Below are 23,273 nucleotides of genomic sequence, written 5' to 3' on the forward strand. Positions count from 1 at the left end.
TGAGCTCGCCATGCTCCTGCTGCTGTCGCACTCCGACACCGACCTGCTCAGCGCCCGCGCGGCCAACGCGGCCGGCGGTCCGGTGGAGTACCGCTTCGCCAACCCCTCCCGCCTGCCCCTCGCCGACCTCCCCGGCCTGCTCGACGGCGCCGACCTGGTCGTCGTCCGGCTCCTCGGCGGCGTCCGCTCCTGGCAGGAGGGCCTCGACGCGATCCGCGCCGCCGGGAAGCCGGTCGTCGTGCTCAGCGGCGAACAGGCCCCCGACGCCCAGCTCATGGAGGCCTCCACCGTCCCCGTCGGCGTCGCCACCGAGGCGCACGCCTATCTGGCGCACGGCGGCCCGGGCAACCTGGAGCAGCTGGCCCGCTTCCTCTCCGACACCGTCCTGCTCACCGGCCACGGCTTCGAGGCCCCGGCCGCCGCCCCCACCTGGGGCCCCCTGGAGCGGACCGTCCGAAACGAGTCCGGCCCGACCATCGCCGTGCTCTACTACCGCGCCCACCACATGAGCGGGAACACCGCCTTCGTCGACGCCCTCTGCGGCGCCGTCGAGGACGCCGGGGCCCGGGCCCTCCCGCTGTACGTGGCGTCCCTGCGGGCCCCCGAGGCCGAGCTGATCTCCGTCCTGCGCGAGGCCGACGCGATCGTCACGACCGTCCTCGCCGCCGGCGGTACGAAGCCGGCCGAGGCGCAGGCCGGAGGCGACGAGGAGGCCTGGGACGCGGGCGCGCTCGCCGCGCTCGACGTGCCGATCCTCCAGGCCCTCTGCCTGACCGGCTCGCGGTCCGCGTGGGAGGAGAACGACGAGGGCCTCTCCCCGCTGGACGCCGCCAGCCAGGTCGCCGTGCCCGAGTTCGACGGCCGGCTCATCACCGTCCCCTTCTCCTTCAAGGAGATCGACGAGGACGGCCTGCCCGCGTACGTCGCCGACGCCGAGCGCGCGGCCCGCGTCGCCGGGATCGCCGTCCGGCACGCCCGGCTCCGCCACATCCCGAACGCCGAGAAGAAGCTGGCGCTCGTCCTCTCCGCGTACCCGACGAAGCACTCCCGCATCGGCAACGCCGTCGGCCTCGACACCCCCGCCTCCGCCGTCGCGCTGCTGCGCCGCCTGATCGCCGAGGGGTACGACTTCGGGCCCGAGGCCGAGCTCCCCGGCCTGGTCTCCGGCGACGGCGACGAGCTGATCTACGCCCTCATCGAGGCCGGCGGCCACGACCAGGACTGGCTGACCGAGGAGCAGCTCGCGAGGAACCCGGTCCGCATCCCGGCCGCCGACTACAAGCGCTGGTACGCCACCCTGCCCGCCGAGCTCCGTGAGCAGGTCGAGGAGCACTGGGGCCCGGCGCCGGGCGAGATGTTCCTCGACCGCTCCCGCAACCCGGAGGGCGACATCGTCCTCGCCGCCCTGCGCCGCGGGAACCTCCTCGTCCTCATCCAGCCGCCGCGCGGCTTCGGCGAGAACCCGATCGCGATCTACCACGACCCCGATCTCCCGCCGTCCCACCACTACCTGGCCGCCTACCGCTGGATCGCCGCCCGCGCGGAGGACGGCGGCTTCGGCGCCGACGCCATGGTCCACCTCGGCAAGCACGGCAACCTGGAGTGGCTGCCCGGCAAGAACGCCGGCCTGTCCGCCGCCTGCGGCCCCGACGCGGCCCTCGGCGACATCCCGCTGATCTACCCGTTCCTCGTCAACGACCCGGGCGAGGGCACCCAGGCCAAGCGCCGCGTCCACGCGACCCTCGTCGACCACCTGGTGCCGCCGATGGCCCGCGCCGACTCGTACGGCGACATCGCGCGCCTGGAGCAGCTCCTCGACGAGTACGCGCAGATCTCCTCGATGGACCCGGCGAAGCTCCCGGCCATCCGCGCCCAGATCTGGACCCTGATCCAGGCCGCCAAGCTCGACCACGACCTCGGCCTGGAGGAGCGCCCGGGGGACGACGGCTTCGACGACTTCCTGCTGCACGTCGACGGCTGGCTGTGCGAGGTCAAGGACGCCCAGATCCGCGACGGCCTGCACGTCCTCGGCGGCGCGCCCTTCGGCGAGGCGCGCGTCAACCTGGTCCTCTCCATCCTCCGCGCCCGCCAGATCTGGGGCGGCACGCAGGCCCTCCCGGGTCTGCGCGAGGCCCTCGGCCTCGACGAGTCGGCCGCGACCCGCACCACCGCCGACGAGGCGGAGGCGAAGGCCCGCGAGCTGGTCGAGGCCATGGAGGCGGCCGACTGGGCGGTGGACGCGATCGACACGGTCGCCGCCGCGTACGGACCCGAGGTCCGCGAGGTGCTGTCCTTCGCCGCCCTCCAGGTCGTGCCGCGGCTCGCCGCCACCACCGACGAGCTGGCCCACGCCGTGCACGCCCTGAACGGCGGCTTCGTCCCGGCCGGCCCGTCCGGCTCCCCGCTCCGGGGCCTCGTCAACGTCCTGCCGACCGGCCGCAACTTCTACTCCGTCGACCCGAAGGCCGTGCCGTCCCGGCTCGCCTGGGAGACCGGCCAGGCGCTCGCCGACTCGCTGCTGACGCGCTACCGCGACGACAACGGCTCGTGGCCGACCTCCGTCGGCCTCTCCCTCTGGGGTACGAGCGCGATGCGCACCGCCGGCGACGACGTCGCCGAGGCGCTCGCCCTGCTCGGCGTCCGCCCGCTGTGGGACGAGGCCTCCCGCCGGGTGAACGGCCTGGAGCCGATCCCGCTCGCCGAACTCGGCCGCCCGCGCGTCGACGTGACGCTGCGCATCTCGGGCTTCTTCCGGGACGCGTTCCCGCACGTCATCGGACTCCTGGACGACGCGGTACGGCTGGTGGCGGGCCTGGAGGACGAGTCCGCCTCGGACAACTACGTCCGTGCGCACGCGCAGGCCGACCTCGCCGAGCACGGCGACGAGCGGCGCGCCACCACCCGCATCTTCGGCTCGCGGCCCGGCACGTACGGCGCGGGCATCCTCCAGCTGATCGACAGCCGCGACTGGCGCACGGACGCCGACCTCGCGGAGGTCTACACGGTCTGGGGCGGCTACGCCTACGGCCGTGGCCTCGAAGGCCGCCCGGCCCGGGAGGAGATGGAGACCGCGTACAAGCGGATCGCGGTCGCCGCGAAGAACACGGACACGCGCGAGCACGACATCGCCGACTCCGACGACTACTTCCAGTACCACGGCGGCATGGTCGCGACCGTCCGCGCGCTCACGGGCACGGCGCCCGAGGCGTACATCGGCGACTCCACCCGCCCGGAGACCGTCCGCACCCGCACGCTGGTCGAGGAGACCTCCCGGGTCTTCCGCGCCCGTGTGGTCAACCCGCGCTGGATCGAGGCGATGCGCCGCCACGGGTACAAGGGCGCGTTCGAACTGGCGGCGACCGTCGACTACCTCTTCGGGTACGACGCCACGACCGGTGTCGTCGCCGACTGGATGTACGACAAGCTCACCCAGGAGTACGTCCTCGACGAGACGAACCAGGCCTTCCTCAAGGAGGCCAACCCCTGGGCCCTGCACGGCATCGCGGAACGCCTCCTGGAGGCGGAGTCACGCGGCCTCTGGGAAAAGCCGGACCCGGAAACGCTGGCGGCGCTCCGCCGGGTCTTCCTGGAGACGGAGGGCGACTTGGAGGGCGACGACTAACGCCGGGCGGGGCGGTGCCCACCCCCGTGTGGGCAATCGTCCCGCTGGGGCGGGACGGGTGGGCACACGGGACGGCGCCCTCTAGCGGCGCCTCCGCGTTCCGGGCCCTGACCCGCACCACGAGTGCGCCGAACCGGTGGTGACCGTCCAGGCGCGGAAGCCTAGGCCCGGCAAGGGGCGCCGTCCGTTGTGCCCACCCTCCCCCAAGCTCTCGGCTTCGCTCGAGCAGGGGGGACCCCCATCGCCCCAGCGGAACGATTGCCCACAACGGCACGTGCGGGTAGGTCCAGGTGGGCGCCCTGGAAGGCGGTGCGGAGGCGGCGGTCGTGGGTGACCACGATCAGCGTGCCAAGGTACGACGCCAGCGCCGCGGACACGTCCTCCACAAGCCCCGGCGCCAGATGGTTCGCCGGCTCGTCGAGGAGGAGCAGGTCGGCCGGCGAGGTCACCAACCGGGCCAGTTCCAGCTTCCGGCGCTGGCCGGTAGAAAGCAGCCGGACCGGGGTCGCCAGATCCCGGGCGGCGAAGAGCCCGAGGGCGAGCAGTTCGTCCTCGCGGCCCTCTCCGAAGGCCTCGCCCACCGTACGGGGGTCGAGGGGTGAGGCCGTGTCCTGGCGGAGCAGCCCGACCCGGGCGGGTGCGGTCACCGTGCCCGCGTCCGGGGCGAGCTCGCCCGCCAGGACTCGGAGGAGGGTGGTCTTCCCGGCACCGTTGGGCCCGGTCACGAGGAGCCGCGCGCCCGGCTCCAGGTGCAGCGCGTCCAGGTGGAGCCGTCCGTCGACCCGGAGGCCGGTCACGTCGACGCCGCGGCCTCGCCCGCCAGGTCCGCGCGGAAGCGCAGCGGCTCCGGCGGCGGCGGGACGGGCGCGTCGGTGAGCCGGGCGAGCCGCTCGCGGGCGGCGCGGATGCGGCTCATGGCGCCGTGCGCAGCACGCCGGCAGGTTCCACAAGACGATACGTCTCGTATCGTCTGGCCGTCAGGCGGAGGCTATGCGCAGCACCAGCGCCGCCGCCGCGATCAGCGTCAGGACCGCCGCCGGCGCCAGCTCGTAGTCCTTCGCCCGCAGGTGGGAGATGACCGCGCCCGCGAAGTAGAGCGCCAGGCCAGCCGCCGCGGCCTCGCCGAGCAGCGGGACGAAGAGGCCCGCGAGCAGGCCGAGCGCGCCCGCCGCCTTCGCGGTCGCGAGCCACGGCAGTGCGCTCTCCGGCACGCCCACCTTGGTCATGTTGCCGATGACCTGCGGGTTCTTGGTGAAGGTCATGAAGGCAGAGCCGAGTGAGGCGAGGGCGAGCAGGGCCGCGACAGCGGCGTACGCGATGAACATGGAGGTACTCCAACAGTCTGGGGACGACAACCGTTGAAGAGTATCAACGATTCACCCAGCTCCACAATCGAGATGTTCTTGTTACCGTGGACGGCATGGCAGCTCTCCCGACCGATCGCCTCGGCTTCCTCCTCTCCTTCCGCGGCGAGCTCACCGGCGCGCGCATCCGCGCCGCCCTGGGCGTCGCCGGGCTGCATCCGCGCAACGCGATGACGCTGATGCAGCTCGCCCCGGGGGCCACGAGCCAGCGCGAGCTCGCCGTCGCGATGGAGCTCGACCCGAGCCAACTGGTCGCGATCCTGAACGAGTTGGAGGCGTCCGGGCTCGCCGAGCGCCGCCGCGACCCGGCCGACCGGCGCCGTCACATCGTCGAGATCACCCCGGCCGGAACCGAGGCCCTGGAGCGCATCGACGAGGCCGTCCGCGAGGCCGAGAAGGAGCTCTTCGGCGACCTCACCGAGGCTGAACAAGCCCTTCTGCGCGGACTGTTGGACCGCGTCGTCGTGGACCCGGCCGTCCACGAATGTGGCGAGTAGTCGCCAGAAGCGGAGAACCCGCCGCGAAAAACCTCACCCGGGTGCGATGACTTCCGGGGTCGCGGGCTGTCTACCTCCATGACCGTTCCACCTTGGAGGAGAGAACCATGGCCGAGACCGACACCCGGACGCTGGACACCGTCGGCGCGACCCTGCGCTACGACGTGCGCCCCGGCGCCGGGACCGACGAGCGTCCCCTGCTGATGATCGGCTCGCCCATGGACGCGACCGGCTTCACCACGCTCGCCTCCCACTTCGCCGACCGGACCGTCGTGACGTACGACCCGCGCGGGGTGGGCCGCAGCGAGCGCACCGACGGCGCGGCCGAGACGCTCCCCGAGGAGCACGCCGACGACCTGGCCCGGCTGATCGAGGCGCTCGGCGCCGGCCCCGTGGACGTCTTCGCGAGCAGCGGCGGCGCCGTGAACTCCCTGGCCCTGGTGGCCCGTCGCGGCGACCTGGTGCACACCCTCGTCGCGCACGAGCCGCCGACCGCCCAGGTCGTCGAGGACCGCGAGGCCGCCCTCGCGGCCTGCGAGGACGTCCACGCGACCTATCTGCGGGACGGCTGGGGCGCGGGCATGGTCAGGTTCATCGCCCTGACGAGCCACCAGGGCCCCCTCGCGGCGGACTGGCCCGAGGGCCCCTTCCCCGGGCCCGAGGCCTTCGGGTTCCCGTCCGAGGACGACGGCACGCGCGGCGACCCGCTGCTCGGGCAGAACATGCGCGGCTGCACCTCCTACCAGCCCGACGTCCCCGCCCTGAGCGCCGCGCCGACCCGGATCGTCGTGGCCGCGGGCGAGGAGTCCGAGGGCCAGTTCGCGGCCCGCGCGGCGGCCGCGCTCGCCGAGGCGCTCGGCACCCCGCTCGCCGTCTTCCCGAGCCACCACGGCGGCTTCCTGGGCGGCGAGTTCGGGCAGCGGGGCGCCCCGGAGGAGTTCGCCAAGGCGCTGCGGGCCGCGCTGGCCGAGGGCTGAGCCCGCCGGGGCCTGTCCGGCGGATCACGGCCGGACAGGCCTCAGGGGCTCCTTCCGCGCGGCGGCGGCCGTCCACAACTGGATAGATGAGGGAGTTGTTCTAGCGGAGTGCGAACAATTTGTTCTATGGTGATGCGAACAAGGGAGGTCTCATGACCCGCGTCACCACCCGTCTCCGTGCCCTCGCCGCACTCCCCTTCGTCCTCACCGTCGCCGTCTACCTGGTGCTCCTCGCCCTCCGGTACGACCGGCTGCCCGACACGCTCGCCACCCACTTCGGCCCCGACGGCGGCCGCGCCGACGGCTTCACCGGCCGTACCGCCTTCACCGCCGTCAGCACCGGCCTGCTCCTCGCCCTCGGGGCCGGCTGGACCTTCCTGGTCCGCCGCGGCTCCCTCTGGGGCGCCTGGGCGACCGCCGGCTTCACCGGCGCCCTCCTCGTCCTCCTCGTACGGGACAACCTGGACGCCGGCGACCCGGCGCAGGTCGAGTCCCCCCTCACCAACCTCCTGCTCGCGGCGGCCACCGCCGCCCTCCTCGGCCTCGCGGGCTGGGGGCTGAGCCGGCTCGTCCCCCGCGACGAACCCGCCGCAGGACCCGGCCTGCCCGACGCCCCCCGCCTCCCGCTCGGCGCGGGCGAGGTCGCCGGCTGGACCCGCGCCACCGCCTCCCGGCCGCTCACCGCCCTCGCGGTGCTCGCCCTCGCCGCCGCCCCGGCCGTCCTGCTCCTCGCGCCCTCGCCCGCCTCCCTGCTCGGCCTCCTCGCCCTGGTCGTCGGGCTCCCCGGGCTCGCCCTCGCCCGGGTCAGGGTCACCGTCGACCGGCGCGGGCTGACCGTGCGGTCCGCGCTGGTCCCCCGGCCCCGCGCCAGGATCCCGCTCGACGAGGTCGCCGGCGCGAGCGTCCGGGAGCTCGACACGGCCACCGTCCTCGCCGAGTTCGGCGGCTGGGGCTACCGGGTCCGCGCCCACCGGACCGGCTGGATCGTCCGGGCCGGCGAGACCCTCGTCGTACGGCGGAGCAGCGGCCGCGAGTTCGCCGTCACCGTGCCCGACGCGCGGACCGCCGCCGCGCTTCTCAACACGCTCGCCGAGCGGCATGGGAAGGTCTGAGCGTGCTCTTCCGTGTCGACCCGGCCTCCGCCGTGCCCCTCGGCGACCAGATCGCCGCCTGCGTCCGCGGCGCCCTCGCCGACGGCTCCGCCGCGCCCGGCGAGCGCCTCCCCGCCGCCCGGGAGCTCGCCGACTCACTCGGCGTCAACGTCCACACCGTCCTCCGCGGCTACCAGCGGCTCCGCGAGGAGGGCCTCATCGAACTCCGTCGCGGGCGGGGGGCGCTGATCGTCCCCGGCGCCGCGGCCCCCGGCCGCGCCCGGCTCGTCTCCCGGCTCCGGGAGGCGGCGGCGGAGGCGCGGGAGCTGGGCCTGACGGACGAGGAGTTCCTGGACCTGGCGCGCACGAGCCTGGGGTAGGGCCTGCCGGGCGGGCCCTACCTGGCACGTATGCCGCACCCAGGGCGACAGGGGACGCCACCGCGCCGAGAATTGTCCAGAATTGTCCCTTCGGAAGGGCTGGTGTCATGGACGCTGCCGGTGCCAATGGCGACGAACTCTCCGCACTCCGGGCCAGGGTGGCGGCGCTCGAAGCGGAGAAGGCGAGCGCCCCACCGCCCCACCACCGCGTCCGCTCCTTCTTCTCCGCCCTGCTCATCGTCATCGGCTGCGTCCTCGTCCCGCTCGGCATCGTCTCCACCTGGACCGCGGACCTCGTCGGCGACACCGACCGGTACGTGCAGACGGTCAAGCCGCTCGCCTCGGACCCGGACATCCAGGCGGCCGTCGCCACCCGGGTGACGAACGCCGTCATGGAGCACATCGACCTCGCCTCCCTCCTGGAGGGCGTCGCGCCCGACCAGCGGCCCCTTGCCGCCAAGGCCCTCGGCAAGCTGGGCGGCTCCCTGGAGAGCGCGGTCGGCAGCTTCGTCCACGAGCGGACCCAGGACGTCGTCGCCTCCCCGGCGTTCGAGACGATCTGGACCGACGCCAACCGGGCCATCCACACCTCCCTCGACCGCGCCCTGACCGGCAGCGACGAGGGTGCCGTGAAGATCGACACGAACACGGTCACCATCGACCTGGCGCCCGTGATCGACCGCGTGAAACAGCGGCTCGTCGACTCCGGCCTCGACGTCGCGGCCAAGATCCCCGAGATCCACACCGACTTCACCGTGGTCAAGTCCGAGGACATCGGCAAGGTGAAGACCGGCTTCGCGCTGCTCCAGACGATGGGCGTGTGGCTGCCGGTGATCGCGGTCCTGCTCGTCGCCGGCGGTGTGCTGCTCGCCGTGAAGCGCCGCCGCACCCTGGTCGCCGCGGCCCTCGGCGTCGCCTTCGCCGCGATCGTCCTCGGCGTGGCCCTCACCGTCTTCCGTACGGTCTATCTGAACGCCCTGCCCGCCAACGTCTCCCCGGGCGCCGCGAGCTCCATCTACGACACGCTGATCCGCTTCCTCCGCACCTCGGTACGGGTGTACGCGACCCTCGGCATCCTGATCGCCCTCGCCGCCTGGCTCTCCGGCCCGAGCCGCCCCGCCGTCCTCGTCCGGGGCCTCTGGCACTCCGGCATCACCGCGACCCGAGCCACCGCCGACCACGCGGGCATGCGCCTCGGCCCGGTGGGCCCGTTCGTCCGGCGCTACCGCACCTGGATCACCTGGATCCTCGTCGCCGGGGCGGCCGCCGCCGTCGTCTTCTGGTCCCACCCCACCGCCTGGGTCATCGTGGGTCTCACCCTCGCCCTGGTCTTCGCCCTGGCCGTGGTGGCCTTCCTCGCGGAGGAACCCGCCGAAGCGCCCCCGGCCGAGGCCGGCACCCCCACGCCCAGCCCGAGCTAGGCCTGTCCGGCCGATCACTGCCGGACCGGCCCTAGGCCGCCGGGAACTCCTTCTCCACCCGTCCCGGTACGAGCGCCGCCCCCGCGAGGAGCCCGACCGCGATCGTCGTGACGATCGTGACGAGGTCCATGAGGTCGTGGAAGCCGTGCAGGACGTGACCGCCCGCCAGGGAGGTCAGCGCCCGCAGGCCCAGCGAGCCGACGGTGAGGGTGAAGAAGCCGCCCAGGAAGAGGACGAGCCGGGGCGGCCGCCCCGGCGGCCGGGACAGCAGGTCCGCCGCGACGGCGAGGGCCGTCGCGGCGACGAACGTGCCCGCGACCTCCCCGATCAGGGCCGTGCCCGCTGCCTGCACGCCGAGCGACAGATACACGAGGGCGGTCAGCCAGCCCGCGGCCCGCCACGGCACCCCGAACGCGAGGATCAGGCCCACCGTGAAGACGGCCCAGCTCGCGACGAGCACCCACCGGGACAGGTCGGCGTCCTGCGCGCCGTCGAAGAGCGCACGGGTCGGCGTGCCGGTGACGGCCACGCCGATGAGCACGCCCACGTACAGCTGGAGGAGCAGCACGAGGGCGTAGACGAGGCGGACCGCGCCGGTCGACAGGAAGCCGCCGACGAGTTCGGCGGTGGCCGCGCTGAGCAGGTCGCCGGGCACGAAGAAGAACAGCGCCGGAAGCATGATCAGCACGGGACCGCCGCGGGCGTGGCCCGGCTGCAGGACGCCCAGGGTCACCAGGGAGACCAGGACGGCGGCGAGCAGCGGCAGCACGCGCGCGAGGCGCGGCCGCCGGTCCGACAGGACGGTCAGGGTCGCGACCAGGGCGGCGAGGAGGGCGGTGGTGCCGATCTCGTACCAGGTCGGCTGGACGGCGGGCGCGAACCCGACGGAGAACAGCACGATGCCCACCCCGCGGGCCCAGCGCGGCACGGTCGCGGGCAGGGTCTCGACCCGTCGCAGGCCGGCCGCCGCCTCCGGCAGGGGCGGCCGGGTGTCCCGTACGCGCTCGACGAACTCCTTGAGGGCGACCGCCCGGTCGAGCCGGGCGACGTCGGGGAAGGCGGTGACGGTGGAGGTGAGGGTGCGGCCCCCGGCGGTCACGGAGAGCACGGCGCCGTCCGTGACGAGCACGGTCTCGGCGCGCCCGCCGTACGTCCGGGCGAGGCCGCGGACGACCCGGTCGACGCCCTCCGCGCCTTCTCCGCTGAACGTCAGCATGAACCGGGTCAGTTCGCGGAGGAAGTCGTGGAGGGCGTCGGGGTCGGCGGCGGGGCCGGGGTCGTGGGACGGCCTCACGCCCCGTGCCTCACCGGCGGACGGTGTCGTCGGTCTTGAGGTCGTCCAGGTCGTCCTCGAACTCCTCGACCTTGTCGGGGCAGTAGACCTGGAGGACGATCCGCTCGACCTCAAGGGCTCTGGTGTCGGAGATGACGGGCCGCATCCCGGGCCCCGTGGCGCCGTTCGACTGCTGGATCTTCCACAGCGCCGCCTTCAGGGCGCTGTCCGGGTGCTGGCAGACCACGCCGCCGTCGGTGCCGAGCAGCTGCTCGATGGTGCTCACGTCGGGGGAGGGGTAGCCGGCCTTCACCAGCTCCGTCTTGAGCTGCTCGGCCTTCTCCCGCGTCTCGTTGTTCGTCTTCACGGCCTCGTACCGGATGAGGCCGGTGACGGCGAGGGCGACGAGGAGCACGATCGCGCCCCAGTAGATCCACTTGTGTTCGGATGCGAAGCGGGTGGGACTCATGCCCGGCCTCCCTCGCTCGGGGTGCCGGCGGCGGCGGTGCGCCAGCTCGGCTTGCGGAACCTCAGGAAGAGCCACGGGACGAGGAACCCGAGGACGAGCAGGCCGCAGGCGATGAAGAGGACGTACGACCAGACGCTGCCGCCGCCGAACTGGGAGGGCGGTACGAAGCCGATGGCGAGCGCCGCGAGGGAGGCGAGCAGTCCCACCGTGCACACCAGGCCCAGGGCGGGCACCCGGTAGCCGCGGGGGTGGTCGGGCCGGGTCTTCCGCAGGCGCATCGCGGCGGCGAACATCAGCAGGTACACGATGAGGTACACCTGCGTGGTGATCGTGGAGAAGATCCAGTACACGCTCGACACGTTCGGGATGAGCGCGTACATCAGGGCGATGGCCGAGGTCACGACGCCCTGGGTGACCAGGATGTTCTGCTGGATGCCGAACTTGTTGAGCTGCTGCAGGAACGGCGGCAGGTAGCCCTCCTGGCGCGAGATCTCCAGGAGGCCCTTGGAAGGACCGGCGAGCCAGGTCAGCATGCCGGCCAGGGAGGCGGAGATCAGCATGACGGCGGCGATCGGGGTCATCCAGCCGACGTCGAAGTACGAGAAGAAGGCGTCGAAGGCCTGCATGACGCCGGCGGTGAGGCTGAGCTGATCGGCCGGCACGACCCAGCTGATGGCCAGGGCGGGCAGGATGAAGATCAGCAGGACGAGGCCCATCGCCAGGAACATCGACTTCGGGTACTCCTTCGCCGGGTCCTTCAGCGAGGAGACGTGGACCGCGTTCATCTCCATGCCGGAGTACGACAGGAAGTTGTTGACGATCAGGACGAGGCTGGCGAGTCCCGTCCACTGGGGGAGCAGGTGGCTCGCGTCCATCGGCGCGGCGGACGGGTTGCCCTGGCCGAGGAAGACCATGCCGAGGACGACGAGGATCGTGCCCGGCACGAGCGTGCCGATGATGAGGCCCCAACTCGACAGACCGGCCAGGGCCTTGGTGCCGCGCGAGGAGACCCAGACGCCGGTCCAGTACAGGACCATGATGACGATCGCGGTGTAGACGCCGTTCGAGGCGAGGGACGGGTCGATGACGTACGCGATGGTCGAGGCGACGAAGGCCAGCAGGCTCGGGTAGTAGAAGATCGTCATCGCGAACTGGCACCAGACCGCGAGGAATCCGAGCGGCTTGGACAGTCCTTCGGCGACCCAGCGGTAGACGCCGCCGTTCCAGCCGGAGGCCAGCTCCGCGGAGACCAGGGCGGTCGGCAGCAGGAAGACGATCGCCGGGACGAGGTAGAGGAACACGCAGGCCAGACCGTAGATGGCCATCGTCGGCGCGGCCCGCAGGCTGGCGACCGACGCGGTCGTCATCAGGGCCAGCGTCACCCAGGTCATGGTGCTGGGCGCGGCGGCCCGCGCGGCGGCCCGCGGCCTGGGGACTTCGGCCGGTGTGTCGATGCTGCTCAAGGGGCCCTCCCGAACGTGGGAACGATCGGTTCAGCCTTGAACGGCCCGGGGGGACCGGCAACCGGGACCGGCCGTACGGGGGACGGGCCTCGGCCACTCGTCGGAGTGGGTGACGCCTCTCAGGGCGTACGGCTGAAAGACCGGCGGTACGCGCGCGGGGGCACGCCCCGGCGGCGGACGAACTGGGCCCGGAGCACCGCCGCGCTGCCGAAGCCGACCGCGCGGGCGATCTCCTCGACCGGGAGCTCCGTCGTCTCCAGGAGCTCCTCGGCGCGGCTCAGACGAAGGCCGAGCAGCCAGGCGTGCGGGGTGGTGCCGGTCGAGGCGGCGAAACGGCGGGCGAAGGAGCGCCGGCTCATCAGGGCCCTGCGGGCCAGCTCGGCGACGGGCAGCGGCTCGTGGAGGTGCTCCCGGGCCCAGGCGAGGACGTCGGTGAGCCGCTCGTCGCGGCTGTCCTCGGGGACCGGCGTCGCCAGGTACTGGGCCTGGCCGCCGTCGCGGTGGGACGGCAGCACCAGGTCCCGGGCGATGGCGTTGGCCGTGGTCGCCCCGTACTCCCGCCGCAGCAGGTGCAGGCACAGGTCGAAGCCGGCGGCGGCGCCCGCGCCGGTGACGACCGTGCCCTGGTCGACGTAGAGGGCCTCGGGTTCGACGGTGACCTCCGGGTGCCGTTCGGCCAGGAGTCCGGCGAACCGCCAGTGCGTGGTGGCCCGGCGCCCGTCGAGCAGCCCGGCCGCGGCGAGCGCGAAGGCCCCGACGCAGTGGGCCGCGACCAGCGCTCCGCGCGCGTGCGCGGCGGCCAGCGCGTCGAGCACGGCGGGCCCCGGGGGCGTACGGAAGTCGGCCCACGGCAGGGCGATCACGAGGTCGGCGCCGGCCAGCCGGTCCAGGCCGTGGTCGACGACGAGCGGCAGCCCGACATCGGTGCGGACCCGGCCGGGCCGGTCGGTGCAGAGCGCGAAGTCGAAGGCGGGCAGGCCCTGTCCGCGCGCGTCGAACACCTCGGAGACGATCCCGGCGCCGAGCATGCCGACGCCGTGCGGGGCGTAGGCGGCGACGGTCAGGAAGGGCGGCACGGGAGGAGTGTGGCACGGACTCCCGGGCGGCACGGGAGGAGCGGGGCACGGACCCCCGGGCAGAGTGGCCCCATTCCCGCGATCAGTGGCAGCGCGGCCACTCGTGAAGGACCGCGCCCCACAGAAGACTTGAGGGCATGACGACGACGAAGAACACCACCACCGACGCCCCGCTCGCCCGCACCGCCGCCCACACGATCCTGACCACCGGCTACACGCTCTCCACCGGACCCGGGGTCGCCGCCACCGTCTCGTACGTCCGCGACGGCGACCGGCACGTGATCGTCGACCCCGGCATGGTGGCGAGCCGCGACCGGATCCTCGGCCCGCTCGCCGAACTCGGCCTGGGCCCGGACGACATCACCGACGTCGTCCTCAGCCACCACCACCCCGACAACACCATGAACGTCGGACTCTTCGGCCGGGCCCGCGTCCACGACCACAAGTCGATCTACGAGGCCGACCAGTGGACCGACCGCGACGCCGAGGGCCACGAACTCGCCCCGTCGCTGCGGCTGATCCGTACCCCCGGCCACAGCGCAGAGGACATCACCCTCCTCGCGGGCACCGGCGAGGGCGTCGTCGCCTTCGTGGGCGACCTCTGGTGGCGGCCGAACGGCCCCGTCGAGGACCCGGTCGCCCCGGACCACGCGCAGCTGCGCGCCTCGCGCCTGCGCGTCCTGGCCGCCGCCGACGTCATCGTCCCCGGCCACGGCCCGGCCTTCCCGGCGGACGACACCGCGCCGCTCTAGACACCACGGTCCGGACGACACCGCGCCGCTGCAGAGACCCCGGTCCCAAGGGCCCGCGCCCTTAGAATCGGCTTCCATGTCGATCCCTGACGAGCTGCTCGTCGACGTCGCCGCCACCGTGGAGTCCGGGCGGAGCAATCAGATGTCCCTCACCGTGGTCGCGGGGGGAGTGGTCATCACCGGGCGGCTCGCGCCGGAGGGCCTGTGGAGACAGCGGGTGTCGGAGGTCCTGACGGACTCGGCCCGGCTGTCCGAGTTCTCCGGCGTCTTCGGCCCCGTCGCACCGAGGGAGACGCCCCCCACCCATCTGCACTTCCACCTCGCCCGCATTCTCCAGGGGACGGTCGGCATGCCCGAGACCGGCGGGATGTACCGCGTCGCGATCGCGGACGTCAGCGCCTGGACCGTGGGGGACTTCAGCTACTCGGACAGCTGACGGCCACGGTCACTGCCTGACCCCCGAGACCACCAGGAACGGCGGGTGGCCGGCCTCCGCCGGGTCGGGGCCGAGGAGCGCCGAGCGGTGGGTGAGGACGGGCTCGTGGACGTCCAGATCGGTGAAACCGGCCTTGCCGAGCACGTCGAGGTACGCCTGGCAGGGCCAGTGGTGGTCGACCAGTTCGAGCGGAGCCCCGCCGCCCGGCCGCTCCCGGCGCGAGCGGCGCCGCTCGCCCTTGGTGTAGACGCGGCCGGGCTCGCCGCTGCGGAAGGTGGAGAACCGGATGCCGGCGGTGCGGGGGTTGGGGTCCAGGACGGCGAACCGGCCGCCGGGGCGCAGCACGCGGTGCGCCTCCGCGGCGATGTCGTGCAGGTCGGCGATGTCCCCGGTGGTGGAGAAGACGAAGCAGGCCATGGCGGCGTCGACGGAGCCGTCGGCGAGGAAGCCGAGCCCGCCGTCCTCGCTCAGCCGGTAGTCGACGCGCGGGTGCGCGCGCTTCTCGCGGGCGATCTCCAGCATGCGGGGCGCGATGTCGACGGCCACCACGCGCGCGTCGGAGGCCTCGACGACCCGGGTGGCGACCTTGCCGGGACCGCAGCCGTAGTCCAGGACCGTACGGACGGCGCAGGAGCCGATGCCGAGGGCGTGGAAGACGGCGGGGTAGCCGATGAGGCGCTCGGGGAGGTCGTCGTAGGACTCGAAGACGCCGGCGTCGAGGGCGTCGACGGCGAGGGCGTCGGCGGTCGGCTGCTCGGTTTCGCTGATCGTGCGAGGGGTCATGAGGTGGGGGCCTTCCGGTGATGATCCACTTCGTCCGGAACGTACTGGTCGGGGGCGCCGCGGGACAGGCCTGGGCGCTCCGCTCACCCGGGTGGGCCAACGCCGGCGGCCGCCGCCGGGCGCCCCGCCCGGCCTCGTGGGTTGATGAGAGGACTGTCGACCAGTCCGTTGATCGAAGGGGAAACTGTGGCGCTCCATGAGATGAAGGCCCCGAAGAGCGTCGCCGACGCGGCGACCGATGTGTTCGCCTCCGCCCTCAGTGAGCGCGTCCTGCCGAAGCACCGGATGCCGGAGGAGTCGAACCTCCCGTCCGTCGTGTACGCGATGCTCCACAACGAGTTGCTGCTCGACGGCAACGCGGCGCAGAACCTGGCGACGTTCTGCACGACGTGGACGGACGACGAGGTCCGCAAGCTGATGAACGAGTGCCTCGACAAGAACATGATCGACAAGGACGAGTACCCGCAGACCGCCGAGATCGAGTCGCGGTGCGTGAACATCCTGGCCGATCTGTGGAACGCCCCGGGGAGCGCGTCCGGCGCGGGCTCGGCGATCGGCTGCTCCACCACCGGCTCCAGCGAGGCCGCCATGCTCGGCGGCCTCGCCCTGAAGTGGCGGTGGCGGGAGCGGCGCCGGGCCGAGGGCAAGCCGACCGACCGGCCGAACATCGTCACCGGGCCCGTGCAGATCTGCTGGGACAAGTTCGCCCGCTACTTCGACGTGGAGCTGCGCCAGGTCCCGGTGGAGCCGGGCGCCACCGGCCTGCGCCCGCACCAGCTGAAGGACTACGTCGACGAGAACACCATCGGTGTCGTCGCGATCCTCGGCGTCACCTACACCTGCGACTACGAGCCGGTCGCCGAGCTGGCCGCCGAACTCGACCGGATCCAGGCGGAGTCGGGGCTCGACATCCCGATCCACGTCGACGCGGCGAGCGGCGGTTTCATCGCGCCGTTCCTCCACCGGGAACTCGTCTGGGACTTCCGGCTGCCGCGGGTCTCCTCCATCAACGCCTCCGGCCACAAGTTCGGCCTCGCGCCCCTCGGCGTGGGCTGGGCGGTCTGGCGCACCGCCGACCTCCTGCCGGAGGACCTCGTCTTCCGGGTGAACTACCTGGGCGGCGACATGCCGACGTTCGCCCTGAACTTCTCCCGCCCCGGCGGCGAGATCGTCGCCCAGTACTACAACTTCCTGCGCCTGGGGCGGGCCGGCTACCGGCGCGTCCAGGGGGCCTGCGCGCTGACCGCCCAGTACCTCGCCGAGAAGATCAAGGGGATGGGCCCGTTCACCCTGCTCTACGACGGGCAGGGGGCGCTGCCCGCCGTCTCGTACACCCTCACCGACCCCGAGGGCGCGGGCTTCAGCCTGTACGACCTCTCCGACGAGCTCCGGAGGCGCGGCTGGCAGGTCCCCTCCTACCCGCTGCCCCCCGACCGGCAGGAGACCGTCATCCAGCGCGTCATGATCCGTCACGGCATCGGACGCGACGAGGTCGACCTGCTCGCACAGGACATGGTCCGCTCCCTGGAGCGCCTGACGAAGGGCCTGCCGTCGGACTCCGACCGCGCGGGCTTCCACCACTGAGACCGGTCCGGCCGGCACCGGTCAGCTTTCGAGAAGCGCCACGGCGGGGGCGGCCGCTAGCGTGAAGTCCATGGACATCAGCATTCACACCAGCGCCCTCCCGCACGAAGACCCGGACGCCTCCCTGGCGTTCTACCGGGACGCCCTCGGCTTCGAGGTCCGCAGCGACGTCGGCCAGGGCACGATGCGGTGGATCACGGTCGGCCCCGCGGGACAGCCGGACACCTCCATCCTGCTGGCCCCGCCGGCCGCCGACCCCGGCATCACCGAGGACGAGCGCCGCACGGTCCTCGAGATGATGGCCAAGGGCACGTACGGCTGGATCCTGCTGGCCACCCGGAACCTCGACGCCACCTTCGAGAAGGTCCGCGCCGCCGACGCCGAGGTCGTCCAGGAGCCGACGGAGCAGCCGTACGGCATCCGCGACTGCGCGTTCCGCGATCCCGCGGGCAACCTGATCCGCATCCAGGAACTCCGGTAGGGGCGCCCATGTGCCACCCCGAATGGGCCAAGGCCCGCATCGCCGCGCAGCGCCGGGAGCGGCCGGATGCCTCAGAGCAGGCGGTAGGCGTGGACGTCCTGGTCGAGGTGCCAGGTGCGTCCGCCGTCGGCCGAGCGTTCGTTGCGCCAGTAGAGGCCGTCGGCGGTGATGTCGGCGAAGGTCCAGCGGATCAGGTCGCCGCCGGCCGCGCGCTCCATGACGATCTCGTCGCCGATCTCCCGGGCGTACATCTGCACCACGTCGCCGCCGGCGGTCCCGTGGAAGGTGAACCGCCACAGCTGCAGGCGCGGGTCCCAGATCCGTACGCACAGACCGCACTCCTCGTCCGGGGCGCGCCCCTCGGGCGGTAGGTCCTCCCGCCCGGGCCACTGCCAGACGTCCACGACGGCCCGGCCCTCCAGGGCGTAGCCGAACTCCCAGGAGCCGAGGAGGCGGCGGACCGGTGAGCCGTCGGCGGAGTAGTACGTGATCAGGGTCGTCCACTGCCCCGCCAGGCGTCCGAACTGCTCCATCTCGGAGGCGTACCGGCGGTCGGGGCCGTCGGCGAGCAGCGTCTTCATGCGGCCTTCTCCACGGTGGTGAGGGAGGACAGGGCGGAGGCGAGGCAGTCGACGAGGGGAGCGGCGTACCTGCCGTGCGGGTCGAGCTCGGGGTCGTAGATGGCGACGTCGAGGCCGGCGACCCGCCCGGTGCCGACGAGGCCCGCGACGAGTTCGGCGAGGCGGGGGAGGTCCAGGCCGGGGCGGCCGGGGGAGTCCACGGCGGGCAGCACGCGCTCGTCGAGCACGTCCAGGTCGAGGTGGAGCCAGACGCGGTCCAGCTCGCGCCGCACGAGACGGCGGTCGACCCGCTCGGCGAGCCCGGGGATCCCGATCTCCTGGACCTCCCGGGCGGTGAAGCGGACGACCGGGGGTTCGTGCTCGTCCGTACGGTCGCCGATCTGGATCACGTCCTCGTCGGCGACCAGGGGGCTGCCCACCACGGGCCAGTGGGTGAGGAGCAGTTCGCCGCGGCCGGTGGCCAGGGCCAGGTCCATGCCGGCGGCCGTGCCGAGGACCGCTCCGGCGTCGTGGTTGCCGGGATGCCGGAAGTCGCTGTGCCCGTCGAGGTGGACCAGGCCGCAGCGCCCGTGCCGCCGGGCGCCCAGGAGGCAGCCGAGGAGGATGCTGCAGTCGCCGCCGACCACCAGCGGGAACCGGGAGGCGGCGAGCGCGGCCCCGACGGCGTCGCCGAGCAGCAGGGTGTGCTCGCGGAGGGTCACCCCGTTGCGGATACGGGTCGCCGGCTGCGGATCGACGTCGTACGGCGGGCGGTCGAGCTCCACCACCCGGGCCGGCCGCAGCCGCGCCTCCAGACCGGCCGAGCGCAGCGCGTCGGGGGCCCGCCAGGTGCCGGGCTCGCGCCCCGGCGCGGGTGGGCGAAGCCCGAGGTTCCAGGGCGCGGTGATGACCTCGACGGCGGTGGCCATGGCGTCTCCTCACATCCGGGGCGTCCCTCCGGGGCGTCCATCCGTGCTTCCAACCGGATAACATCAGTACACTGGTTGGAACGACGGAGGCAAGCTCAGGAGAGGCGGTGACGCGTGGCGGCAACCCTCACGCCCCACACCTTCAGGCAACGTGACCTGGTCGGCGGGCATCTCGTCATCGACCTGCTGAACACGGTCACGGCGAGGGACGCGGAGCCGCTCGACTGGCTCGACGGATACCCCCGCTTGCTTGAATGGGCCGCCCTCACCGGCCACTTCACCCCGGAGGACCTCACGACCTTGGGCCGCCTGGCCGAGTCCGGGGCCACCGGGGCCGCCGGGGCCGCCGGGGCCACCAGGGCCGACGGGCCTGCTGGGGCCTCCGGGGCCTCCGGGCCTGCTGGGGCGTCCGGGGCCTCTGGTGTCTCTGGCACCTCCGGGCCCGTCGCGGCCGAGCAGGCCCTGGTCCGTGTCCGCGAGCTGCGCGAGGCCCTGCACGACGTGATCGCGGCGCTCGTCCACGGCGACCCGGCACCCGCCGAGGCGGTCGACCGGGTGGAGCGTCACTGGAAGGCCGCGGCCGCCGCCGCCCGCCTCGCCGTCCACGAGGGCACGCCCGGGCTCCGGGTCACCGTCGAGACCTCGGGCCTCGACCGCCTCCACGACGAGATCGCTCTCCAGGCGCTCGACCTGCTCCGGACGCTGCCCCGTGAGCGCACCCGGGTCTGCCCCGGGCAGCGCTGCGGCTGGCTGTTCATCGACGGTTCCAGGGCCGGCCGCCGCCGCTGGTGCGACATGGGCACGTGCGGCAACGCCGCCAAGGGGCGGACCCACTATCAGCGGAAGAAGGCGGGGGAAACGGACCCGACTTGATGGAGTCCGAGCGTTTTCAGGGTGTCAGGGGCGCACTGTGGAACGGCCCCTGACGGGCTGGCATACTGCACGAGTAGCCCTTCGCGCATCCCCCGTCGCGAAGGGCTACATCTCTGCGGCGTTCCACACGGCCAGGGGGCACCCCCGTGACCCCCTGGCCGTGTTTTTTGTAGTTAACAGTGACGTAGAGTGTTTACGCAAGCCCGGTACTTGCGCCGGTGCCTGATGCGAACAGTAGGTAAACAGGATGGACAGCGGAGAAGAACACGCGCCCGAACTGCACTCGCTGCAGCAGAAGGTCGAGTACATGCTGGAGAAGACCTTCCCCGGCCAGAGGGTGTCCGGGCGCACCTTCGCCGAACTGGTCAAGGAGCGCGGCGGCCACCTCTCCCACAGCTACTTCTCCAACATCCTGGCCGGCAAGGTCACCCAGCCTTCCGAGGAGATCCTCAAGGCCCTCGGTCTCGGCTTCGGCGTGGACTGGCGGTTCTTCAAGGAGGAGTCGGAGGTCGTCGGCGACGTGGTCGCCGGGCTCCAGTTCCTCGCCAAGCGGCGGACCGGCGAGATCAGCGGCGTCGCGGGCCGGGGCGTCGACGACGACGGGCTCCCGGCGGAACTGCTCGAATTCGCGCTCTCCCTCCTGGCGGACACCAAGGCCAGACAGCAGCCCGACGAGGTACCGGAACGTTAGGGCACGCGCCTCGGAACGGACGCCCGTCGTTGGCTAAACTCGGCGAGCGCATGTCACACACGCGTGACGACGACCAAGAGGCCTCCATGTCCCTGCGCGAGCTCCGCAAAGAGTGTGAAGCTGGCCTGGCCGACCTTCCGATACCCGCCCCCTTCACGATCGACGGCCTGGTGGCGAACATGGAGGCGGCCCGCGGCCGGACCATCGTCCTCCAGGAACTGCCCGAGCGACTGGCCCGGGTCAACGCGGCCTGCGGCCTGCGCCTGAAGTCCGGCACCACCAGTTACGTGCTCTACCGGCGCCGCCCCACCGCGTACCAGACCCAGCACGTGATCCTGCACGAGCTGTGCCACGAGTGGTTCGACCACGGCACCAGCCTCGACGCGGACCGGCTCCGGGCGCTGCTGCCGGTCTTCGACACCTCGCTGATCACGCGGGTGCTCTCCTCCGACACGGTCCAGGCCAGGGCCCAGTACGACACGCACGACGAGCGGATCGCCGAGTTCGGCGCGTCCCTCATCCCGCGCATGGCGAGGGACGTGACCAGCGACGACATGGTCGGACGGCTCGCCAACTCGCTGTCGCGGCCGGTCGCCCACCGGCGCCCGGCGTTCTTCAGCCGCGCGTTCTTCCGCCGCTCGTAGCCACTCCACGTAAGAGAACTCCCCGTACCCCCCACAACCCCCCACAACCCCCATACCCCCCCCACAGAACACCCCGAGGAACTCACGTGACCGGACTCGACCTCGCCGGCTACCTCATAGCCGGCCTGATGACCGCCGTCGCCCTGTGGCGCATGCCGGCCGCGCTCTGGGGTGACGAGGAGGACAAGCGCCGCCGCGCCCTGTGGGGCTGCTACGCGGGCTTCGCCGTCGCGCTGTGGACCAAGACCCAGGTGGTCCGCATCGGCCTCAACAACAGCGAGATCGTGGACCTCGCGGTGCTGATCAAGCACTACACGTCCACCATCGCCATCCTGGCGATCCTCAGCTACATCGTCGCCATCTACGGGCACTTCCCGGAGGGCGGGCCGATCCCCCGCCACGTCCGGTTCGCGCGGGTCGTCCAGCGGGTGGCGGCCAAGGCCTCCGTGGCCACGCTCATCCTCCTCACCGTGCTCTTCTTCACGGTCGTGGACCGCTCGGTCCCCGCGGACCGGTTCGTGGCCGAACACGCCGGCGAGTGGGGCGCCACGCTCTACATGACCGTCTTCTACCTGTACTTGGGCGCGGCGTCCGCCGTCTGCGCCTACCAGTGGGCCCTCGCCACGATCGACGCCAAGCTGCTCCACCTGCGGATCGGCCTCGGCATGATGACCTTCGCGATGTTCATCGGCGTCGGCTACACCCTCAGCCGGACCCTGTTCCTGTGGATCAGCGTCGCCGACAAGCCCAGCGAGAGCTTCGCGCTGACCTTCGACGAGGCCACCGAGGCCGCCCAGCTGGTCCTCTTCGCCTTCTTCGCCGTCGGCGCCTCCCTCCCCGCCTTCAGCAAGGGCTGGCGGCGGGCCCGGCTGTGGCGGGCCCAGGTGAACCTGCACCCCCTGTGGCGCGAGCTGATGACGGCCTTCCCCGACCAGCCCTTCGCCCCGCCGGCCTCGCTCGCCCGCGAGCTGACCCGCTTCGACACCCCCGCCGACCTGCGCGTCGACCGCTGGGCGGCCGACATAGCCGACGCGGTCGAGAAGCTGCGCCACTACGTGCCCGACAGCCTGCTGACCGCCGCCAAGGAGGCCGCGGCGGGCGAGGACGCCGGGAAGGCCGGTTCGCTCGCCGACGCCTACTGGATCAAGGCGGCCCTGGCCGCCAAGGCCGAGGGCGCGCCCGCCGGGAAGGCCGCCGCCTTCGAGACCAAGCACGCCACCGACCAGGACGGCGAGGTGGCCTGGCTGGTACGGGTGGCCGCCGCGTACAAGGCGATCCCGGAACAGCGGACCCGCGCCGTGCTGCGGTCGAGCCTGGAGGCCGGCGCGTGAACCGCACCGCCCGGGTCGTCACCGACGTCCTCCAGCCCCGCAACGTCCTGCTCGCGGGCATGCTCGGGATCGGCCTGGCCGCCGCGTCCGGCCATTGGAGCGGCCTGCTGTGGGGCCTGCTCGGCGCCCTGTGCGCCGGGCTGATCCCGGCGGGTTACATCGAATGGGAGCGCACACGGGGCACCTGGGGCGACCGCCACGTGGTCGACCGCACCCAGCGGGCGCCGATCTTCTTCGTCATCCTCGGCTCCATCGGCACGGGTTCGCTGGTCATGCTCCTCGGCGGGGCGCCGACACCCATCCTGGTCGCGATGCTCGCCCTGTGGGTGATGACGGTCGGCCTCCTCGCCGTGAACACCGTCTGGAAGATCTCGGTGGACTCCGCCGTGGCCTCGGCGGTGGTGGCCCTGCTCGCCGCGGTCCACTCGCCGTGGTGGCTCCTCGCGTACGTCCTCACGGCCGCCGTCTGCTGGTCCCGGGTCGCGCTGACGTACCACACGGTGGCGCAGACGCTCGCGGGAGCGGCACTGGGCGCGGCGACGGCGGGCGCGTTCCTCTTCGCGTGACCGGGCTCGG

General features: G+C 72.8%; 25 protein-coding genes. 15 read left to right on the forward strand and 10 right to left on the reverse strand.

All coding sequences use genetic code 11. The annotated features are described in order from the left end of the window. Positions 1-10 precede the first annotated feature (10 nt). Positions 11-3,622, forward strand: a complete 3,612-nt coding sequence (gene cobN / locus ACZ7HT_RS08620) for a cobaltochelatase subunit CobN (protein WP_471161637.1) — start codon at positions 11-13, stop codon at positions 3,620-3,622. A gap of 161 nt (positions 3,623-3,783) precedes the next feature. Here cobN and ACZ7HT_RS08625 read toward each other — a convergent pair whose 3' ends face one another. From ACZ7HT_RS08625 to ACZ7HT_RS08635, 3 genes are all read right to left on the reverse strand, one after another. After that, the gene (locus tag ACZ7HT_RS08625; RefSeq protein ID WP_471161639.1) at positions 3,784-4,419 is read right to left on the reverse strand and encodes an ATP-binding cassette domain-containing protein; all 636 of its coding nucleotides are present in this window, start codon (positions 4,417-4,419) and stop codon (positions 3,784-3,786) included. Then, on the reverse strand, positions 4,416-4,538 hold the full coding sequence (locus tag ACZ7HT_RS08630) for a hypothetical protein (RefSeq protein WP_471161642.1): 123 nt from the start codon (positions 4,536-4,538) through the stop codon (positions 4,416-4,418). Before ACZ7HT_RS08630 ends, ACZ7HT_RS08625 begins: the two co-directional genes overlap by 4 nt. A 61-nt stretch (positions 4,539-4,599) precedes the next feature. Continuing rightward, entirely contained in the window at positions 4,600-4,947 is a 348-nt protein-coding gene (locus ACZ7HT_RS08635; protein ID WP_471161645.1) for a DoxX family protein, read from the reverse strand. Between the two features lie 95 nt (positions 4,948-5,042). On the opposite strand from ACZ7HT_RS08635, the gene ACZ7HT_RS08640 reads away from it, so the two are divergent. From ACZ7HT_RS08640 to ACZ7HT_RS08660, 5 genes are all read left to right on the forward strand, one after another. After that, on the forward strand, positions 5,043-5,483 hold the full coding sequence (locus ACZ7HT_RS08640) for a MarR family winged helix-turn-helix transcriptional regulator (protein ID WP_471161648.1): 441 nt from the start codon (positions 5,043-5,045) through the stop codon (positions 5,481-5,483). A gap of 107 nt (positions 5,484-5,590) precedes the next feature. Further along, entirely contained in the window at positions 5,591-6,460 is an 870-nt protein-coding gene (locus ACZ7HT_RS08645; protein ID WP_471161651.1) for an alpha/beta fold hydrolase, read from the forward strand. Positions 6,461-6,612: 152 nt separating this feature from the next. Next, positions 6,613-7,572, forward strand: a complete 960-nt coding sequence (locus ACZ7HT_RS08650; protein WP_471161654.1) for a DUF1648 domain-containing protein — start codon at positions 6,613-6,615, stop codon at positions 7,570-7,572. Positions 7,573-7,574: 2 nt separating this feature from the next. Further along, positions 7,575-7,931 (forward strand): GntR family transcriptional regulator, encoded by a 357-nt coding sequence (locus tag ACZ7HT_RS08655; protein ID WP_471161657.1) that lies wholly within the window; start codon positions 7,575-7,577, stop codon positions 7,929-7,931. 107 nt (positions 7,932-8,038) lie between these two features. Then, entirely contained in the window at positions 8,039-9,352 is a 1,314-nt protein-coding gene (locus tag ACZ7HT_RS08660; protein ID WP_471161660.1) for a hypothetical protein, read from the forward strand. A 31-nt stretch (positions 9,353-9,383) separates the two neighbouring features. Here the strand turns inward: ACZ7HT_RS08660 and ACZ7HT_RS08665 are convergent, their stop codons facing one another. The 4 genes from ACZ7HT_RS08665 to ACZ7HT_RS08680 form a co-directional block, all read right to left on the reverse strand. Beyond that, positions 9,384-10,646 (reverse strand): threonine/serine exporter family protein, encoded by a 1,263-nt coding sequence (locus tag ACZ7HT_RS08665; RefSeq protein ID WP_471161662.1) that lies wholly within the window; start codon positions 10,644-10,646, stop codon positions 9,384-9,386. A 10-nt stretch (positions 10,647-10,656) separates the two neighbouring features. Beyond that, on the reverse strand, positions 10,657-11,094 hold the full coding sequence (locus tag ACZ7HT_RS08670) for a hypothetical protein (RefSeq protein WP_471161665.1): 438 nt from the start codon (positions 11,092-11,094) through the stop codon (positions 10,657-10,659). Beyond that, the gene (locus ACZ7HT_RS08675) at positions 11,091-12,557 is read right to left on the reverse strand and encodes an APC family permease (protein ID WP_471161668.1); all 1,467 of its coding nucleotides are present in this window, start codon (positions 12,555-12,557) and stop codon (positions 11,091-11,093) included. Before ACZ7HT_RS08675 ends, ACZ7HT_RS08670 begins: the two co-directional genes overlap by 4 nt. A 119-nt stretch (positions 12,558-12,676) precedes the next feature. Next, positions 12,677-13,585, reverse strand: a complete 909-nt coding sequence (locus ACZ7HT_RS08680; protein ID WP_471162173.1) for a GlxA family transcriptional regulator — start codon at positions 13,583-13,585, stop codon at positions 12,677-12,679. A 185-nt stretch (positions 13,586-13,770) separates the two neighbouring features. Between ACZ7HT_RS08680 and ACZ7HT_RS08685 the strand changes: the two genes are divergently transcribed. Both ACZ7HT_RS08685 and ACZ7HT_RS08690 read left to right on the forward strand, forming a co-directional pair. After that, complete coding sequence (locus tag ACZ7HT_RS08685) at positions 13,771-14,385, forward strand: MBL fold metallo-hydrolase (RefSeq protein WP_471161671.1); 615 nt, start codon at positions 13,771-13,773, stop codon at positions 14,383-14,385. 76 nt (positions 14,386-14,461) lie between these two features. Continuing rightward, a complete protein-coding gene (locus ACZ7HT_RS08690) occupies positions 14,462-14,821 on the forward strand; it encodes a hypothetical protein (protein WP_471161674.1) in 360 nt (119 codons plus the stop codon). Positions 14,822-14,830: 9 nt separating this feature from the next. Here the strand turns inward: ACZ7HT_RS08690 and ACZ7HT_RS08695 are convergent, their stop codons facing one another. After that, positions 14,831-15,604 (reverse strand): class I SAM-dependent methyltransferase, encoded by a 774-nt coding sequence (locus ACZ7HT_RS08695; RefSeq protein ID WP_471161677.1) that lies wholly within the window; start codon positions 15,602-15,604, stop codon positions 14,831-14,833. A gap of 186 nt (positions 15,605-15,790) precedes the next feature. Here ACZ7HT_RS08695 and ACZ7HT_RS08700 point away from each other — a divergent pair, with 186 nt between their 5' ends. Both ACZ7HT_RS08700 and ACZ7HT_RS08705 read left to right on the forward strand, forming a co-directional pair. Then, the gene (locus ACZ7HT_RS08700) at positions 15,791-17,188 is read left to right on the forward strand and encodes a glutamate decarboxylase (RefSeq protein ID WP_471161680.1); all 1,398 of its coding nucleotides are present in this window, start codon (positions 15,791-15,793) and stop codon (positions 17,186-17,188) included. Positions 17,189-17,258: 70 nt separating this feature from the next. Next, positions 17,259-17,669 (forward strand): VOC family protein, encoded by a 411-nt coding sequence (locus tag ACZ7HT_RS08705; protein ID WP_471161683.1) that lies wholly within the window; start codon positions 17,259-17,261, stop codon positions 17,667-17,669. A 71-nt stretch (positions 17,670-17,740) separates the two neighbouring features. Here the strand turns inward: ACZ7HT_RS08705 and ACZ7HT_RS08710 are convergent, their stop codons facing one another. Beyond that, positions 17,741-18,250, reverse strand: a complete 510-nt coding sequence (locus ACZ7HT_RS08710; RefSeq protein WP_471161686.1) for a hypothetical protein — start codon at positions 18,248-18,250, stop codon at positions 17,741-17,743. After that, the gene (locus ACZ7HT_RS08715; protein WP_471161689.1) at positions 18,247-19,158 is read right to left on the reverse strand and encodes an arginase family protein; all 912 of its coding nucleotides are present in this window, start codon (positions 19,156-19,158) and stop codon (positions 18,247-18,249) included. Before ACZ7HT_RS08715 ends, ACZ7HT_RS08710 begins: the two co-directional genes overlap by 4 nt. A 114-nt stretch (positions 19,159-19,272) precedes the next feature. Here ACZ7HT_RS08715 and ACZ7HT_RS08720 point away from each other — a divergent pair, with 114 nt between their 5' ends. From ACZ7HT_RS08720 to ACZ7HT_RS08740, 5 genes are all read left to right on the forward strand, one after another. Beyond that, complete coding sequence (locus ACZ7HT_RS08720) at positions 19,273-20,031, forward strand: CGNR zinc finger domain-containing protein (RefSeq protein WP_471161691.1); 759 nt, start codon at positions 19,273-19,275, stop codon at positions 20,029-20,031. Positions 20,032-20,278: 247 nt separating this feature from the next. Next, positions 20,279-20,722, forward strand: a complete 444-nt coding sequence (locus ACZ7HT_RS08725; protein ID WP_471161694.1) for a hypothetical protein — start codon at positions 20,279-20,281, stop codon at positions 20,720-20,722. A gap of 86 nt (positions 20,723-20,808) precedes the next feature. Then, positions 20,809-21,366: a toxin gene (locus ACZ7HT_RS08730; protein ID WP_382656411.1), complete on the forward strand. Its 558-nt coding sequence runs from the start codon at positions 20,809-20,811 to the stop codon at positions 21,364-21,366. A gap of 86 nt (positions 21,367-21,452) precedes the next feature. Beyond that, complete coding sequence (locus ACZ7HT_RS08735; protein ID WP_471161697.1) at positions 21,453-22,697, forward strand: MAB_1171c family putative transporter; 1,245 nt, start codon at positions 21,453-21,455, stop codon at positions 22,695-22,697. 59 nt (positions 22,698-22,756) lie between these two features. Then, positions 22,757-23,263: a hypothetical protein gene (locus ACZ7HT_RS08740; protein ID WP_471162176.1), complete on the forward strand. Its 507-nt coding sequence runs from the start codon at positions 22,757-22,759 to the stop codon at positions 23,261-23,263. Positions 23,264-23,273: the final 10 nt, after the last annotated feature.

The organism is Streptomyces sp. NPDC037410 (assembly GCF_055602235.1).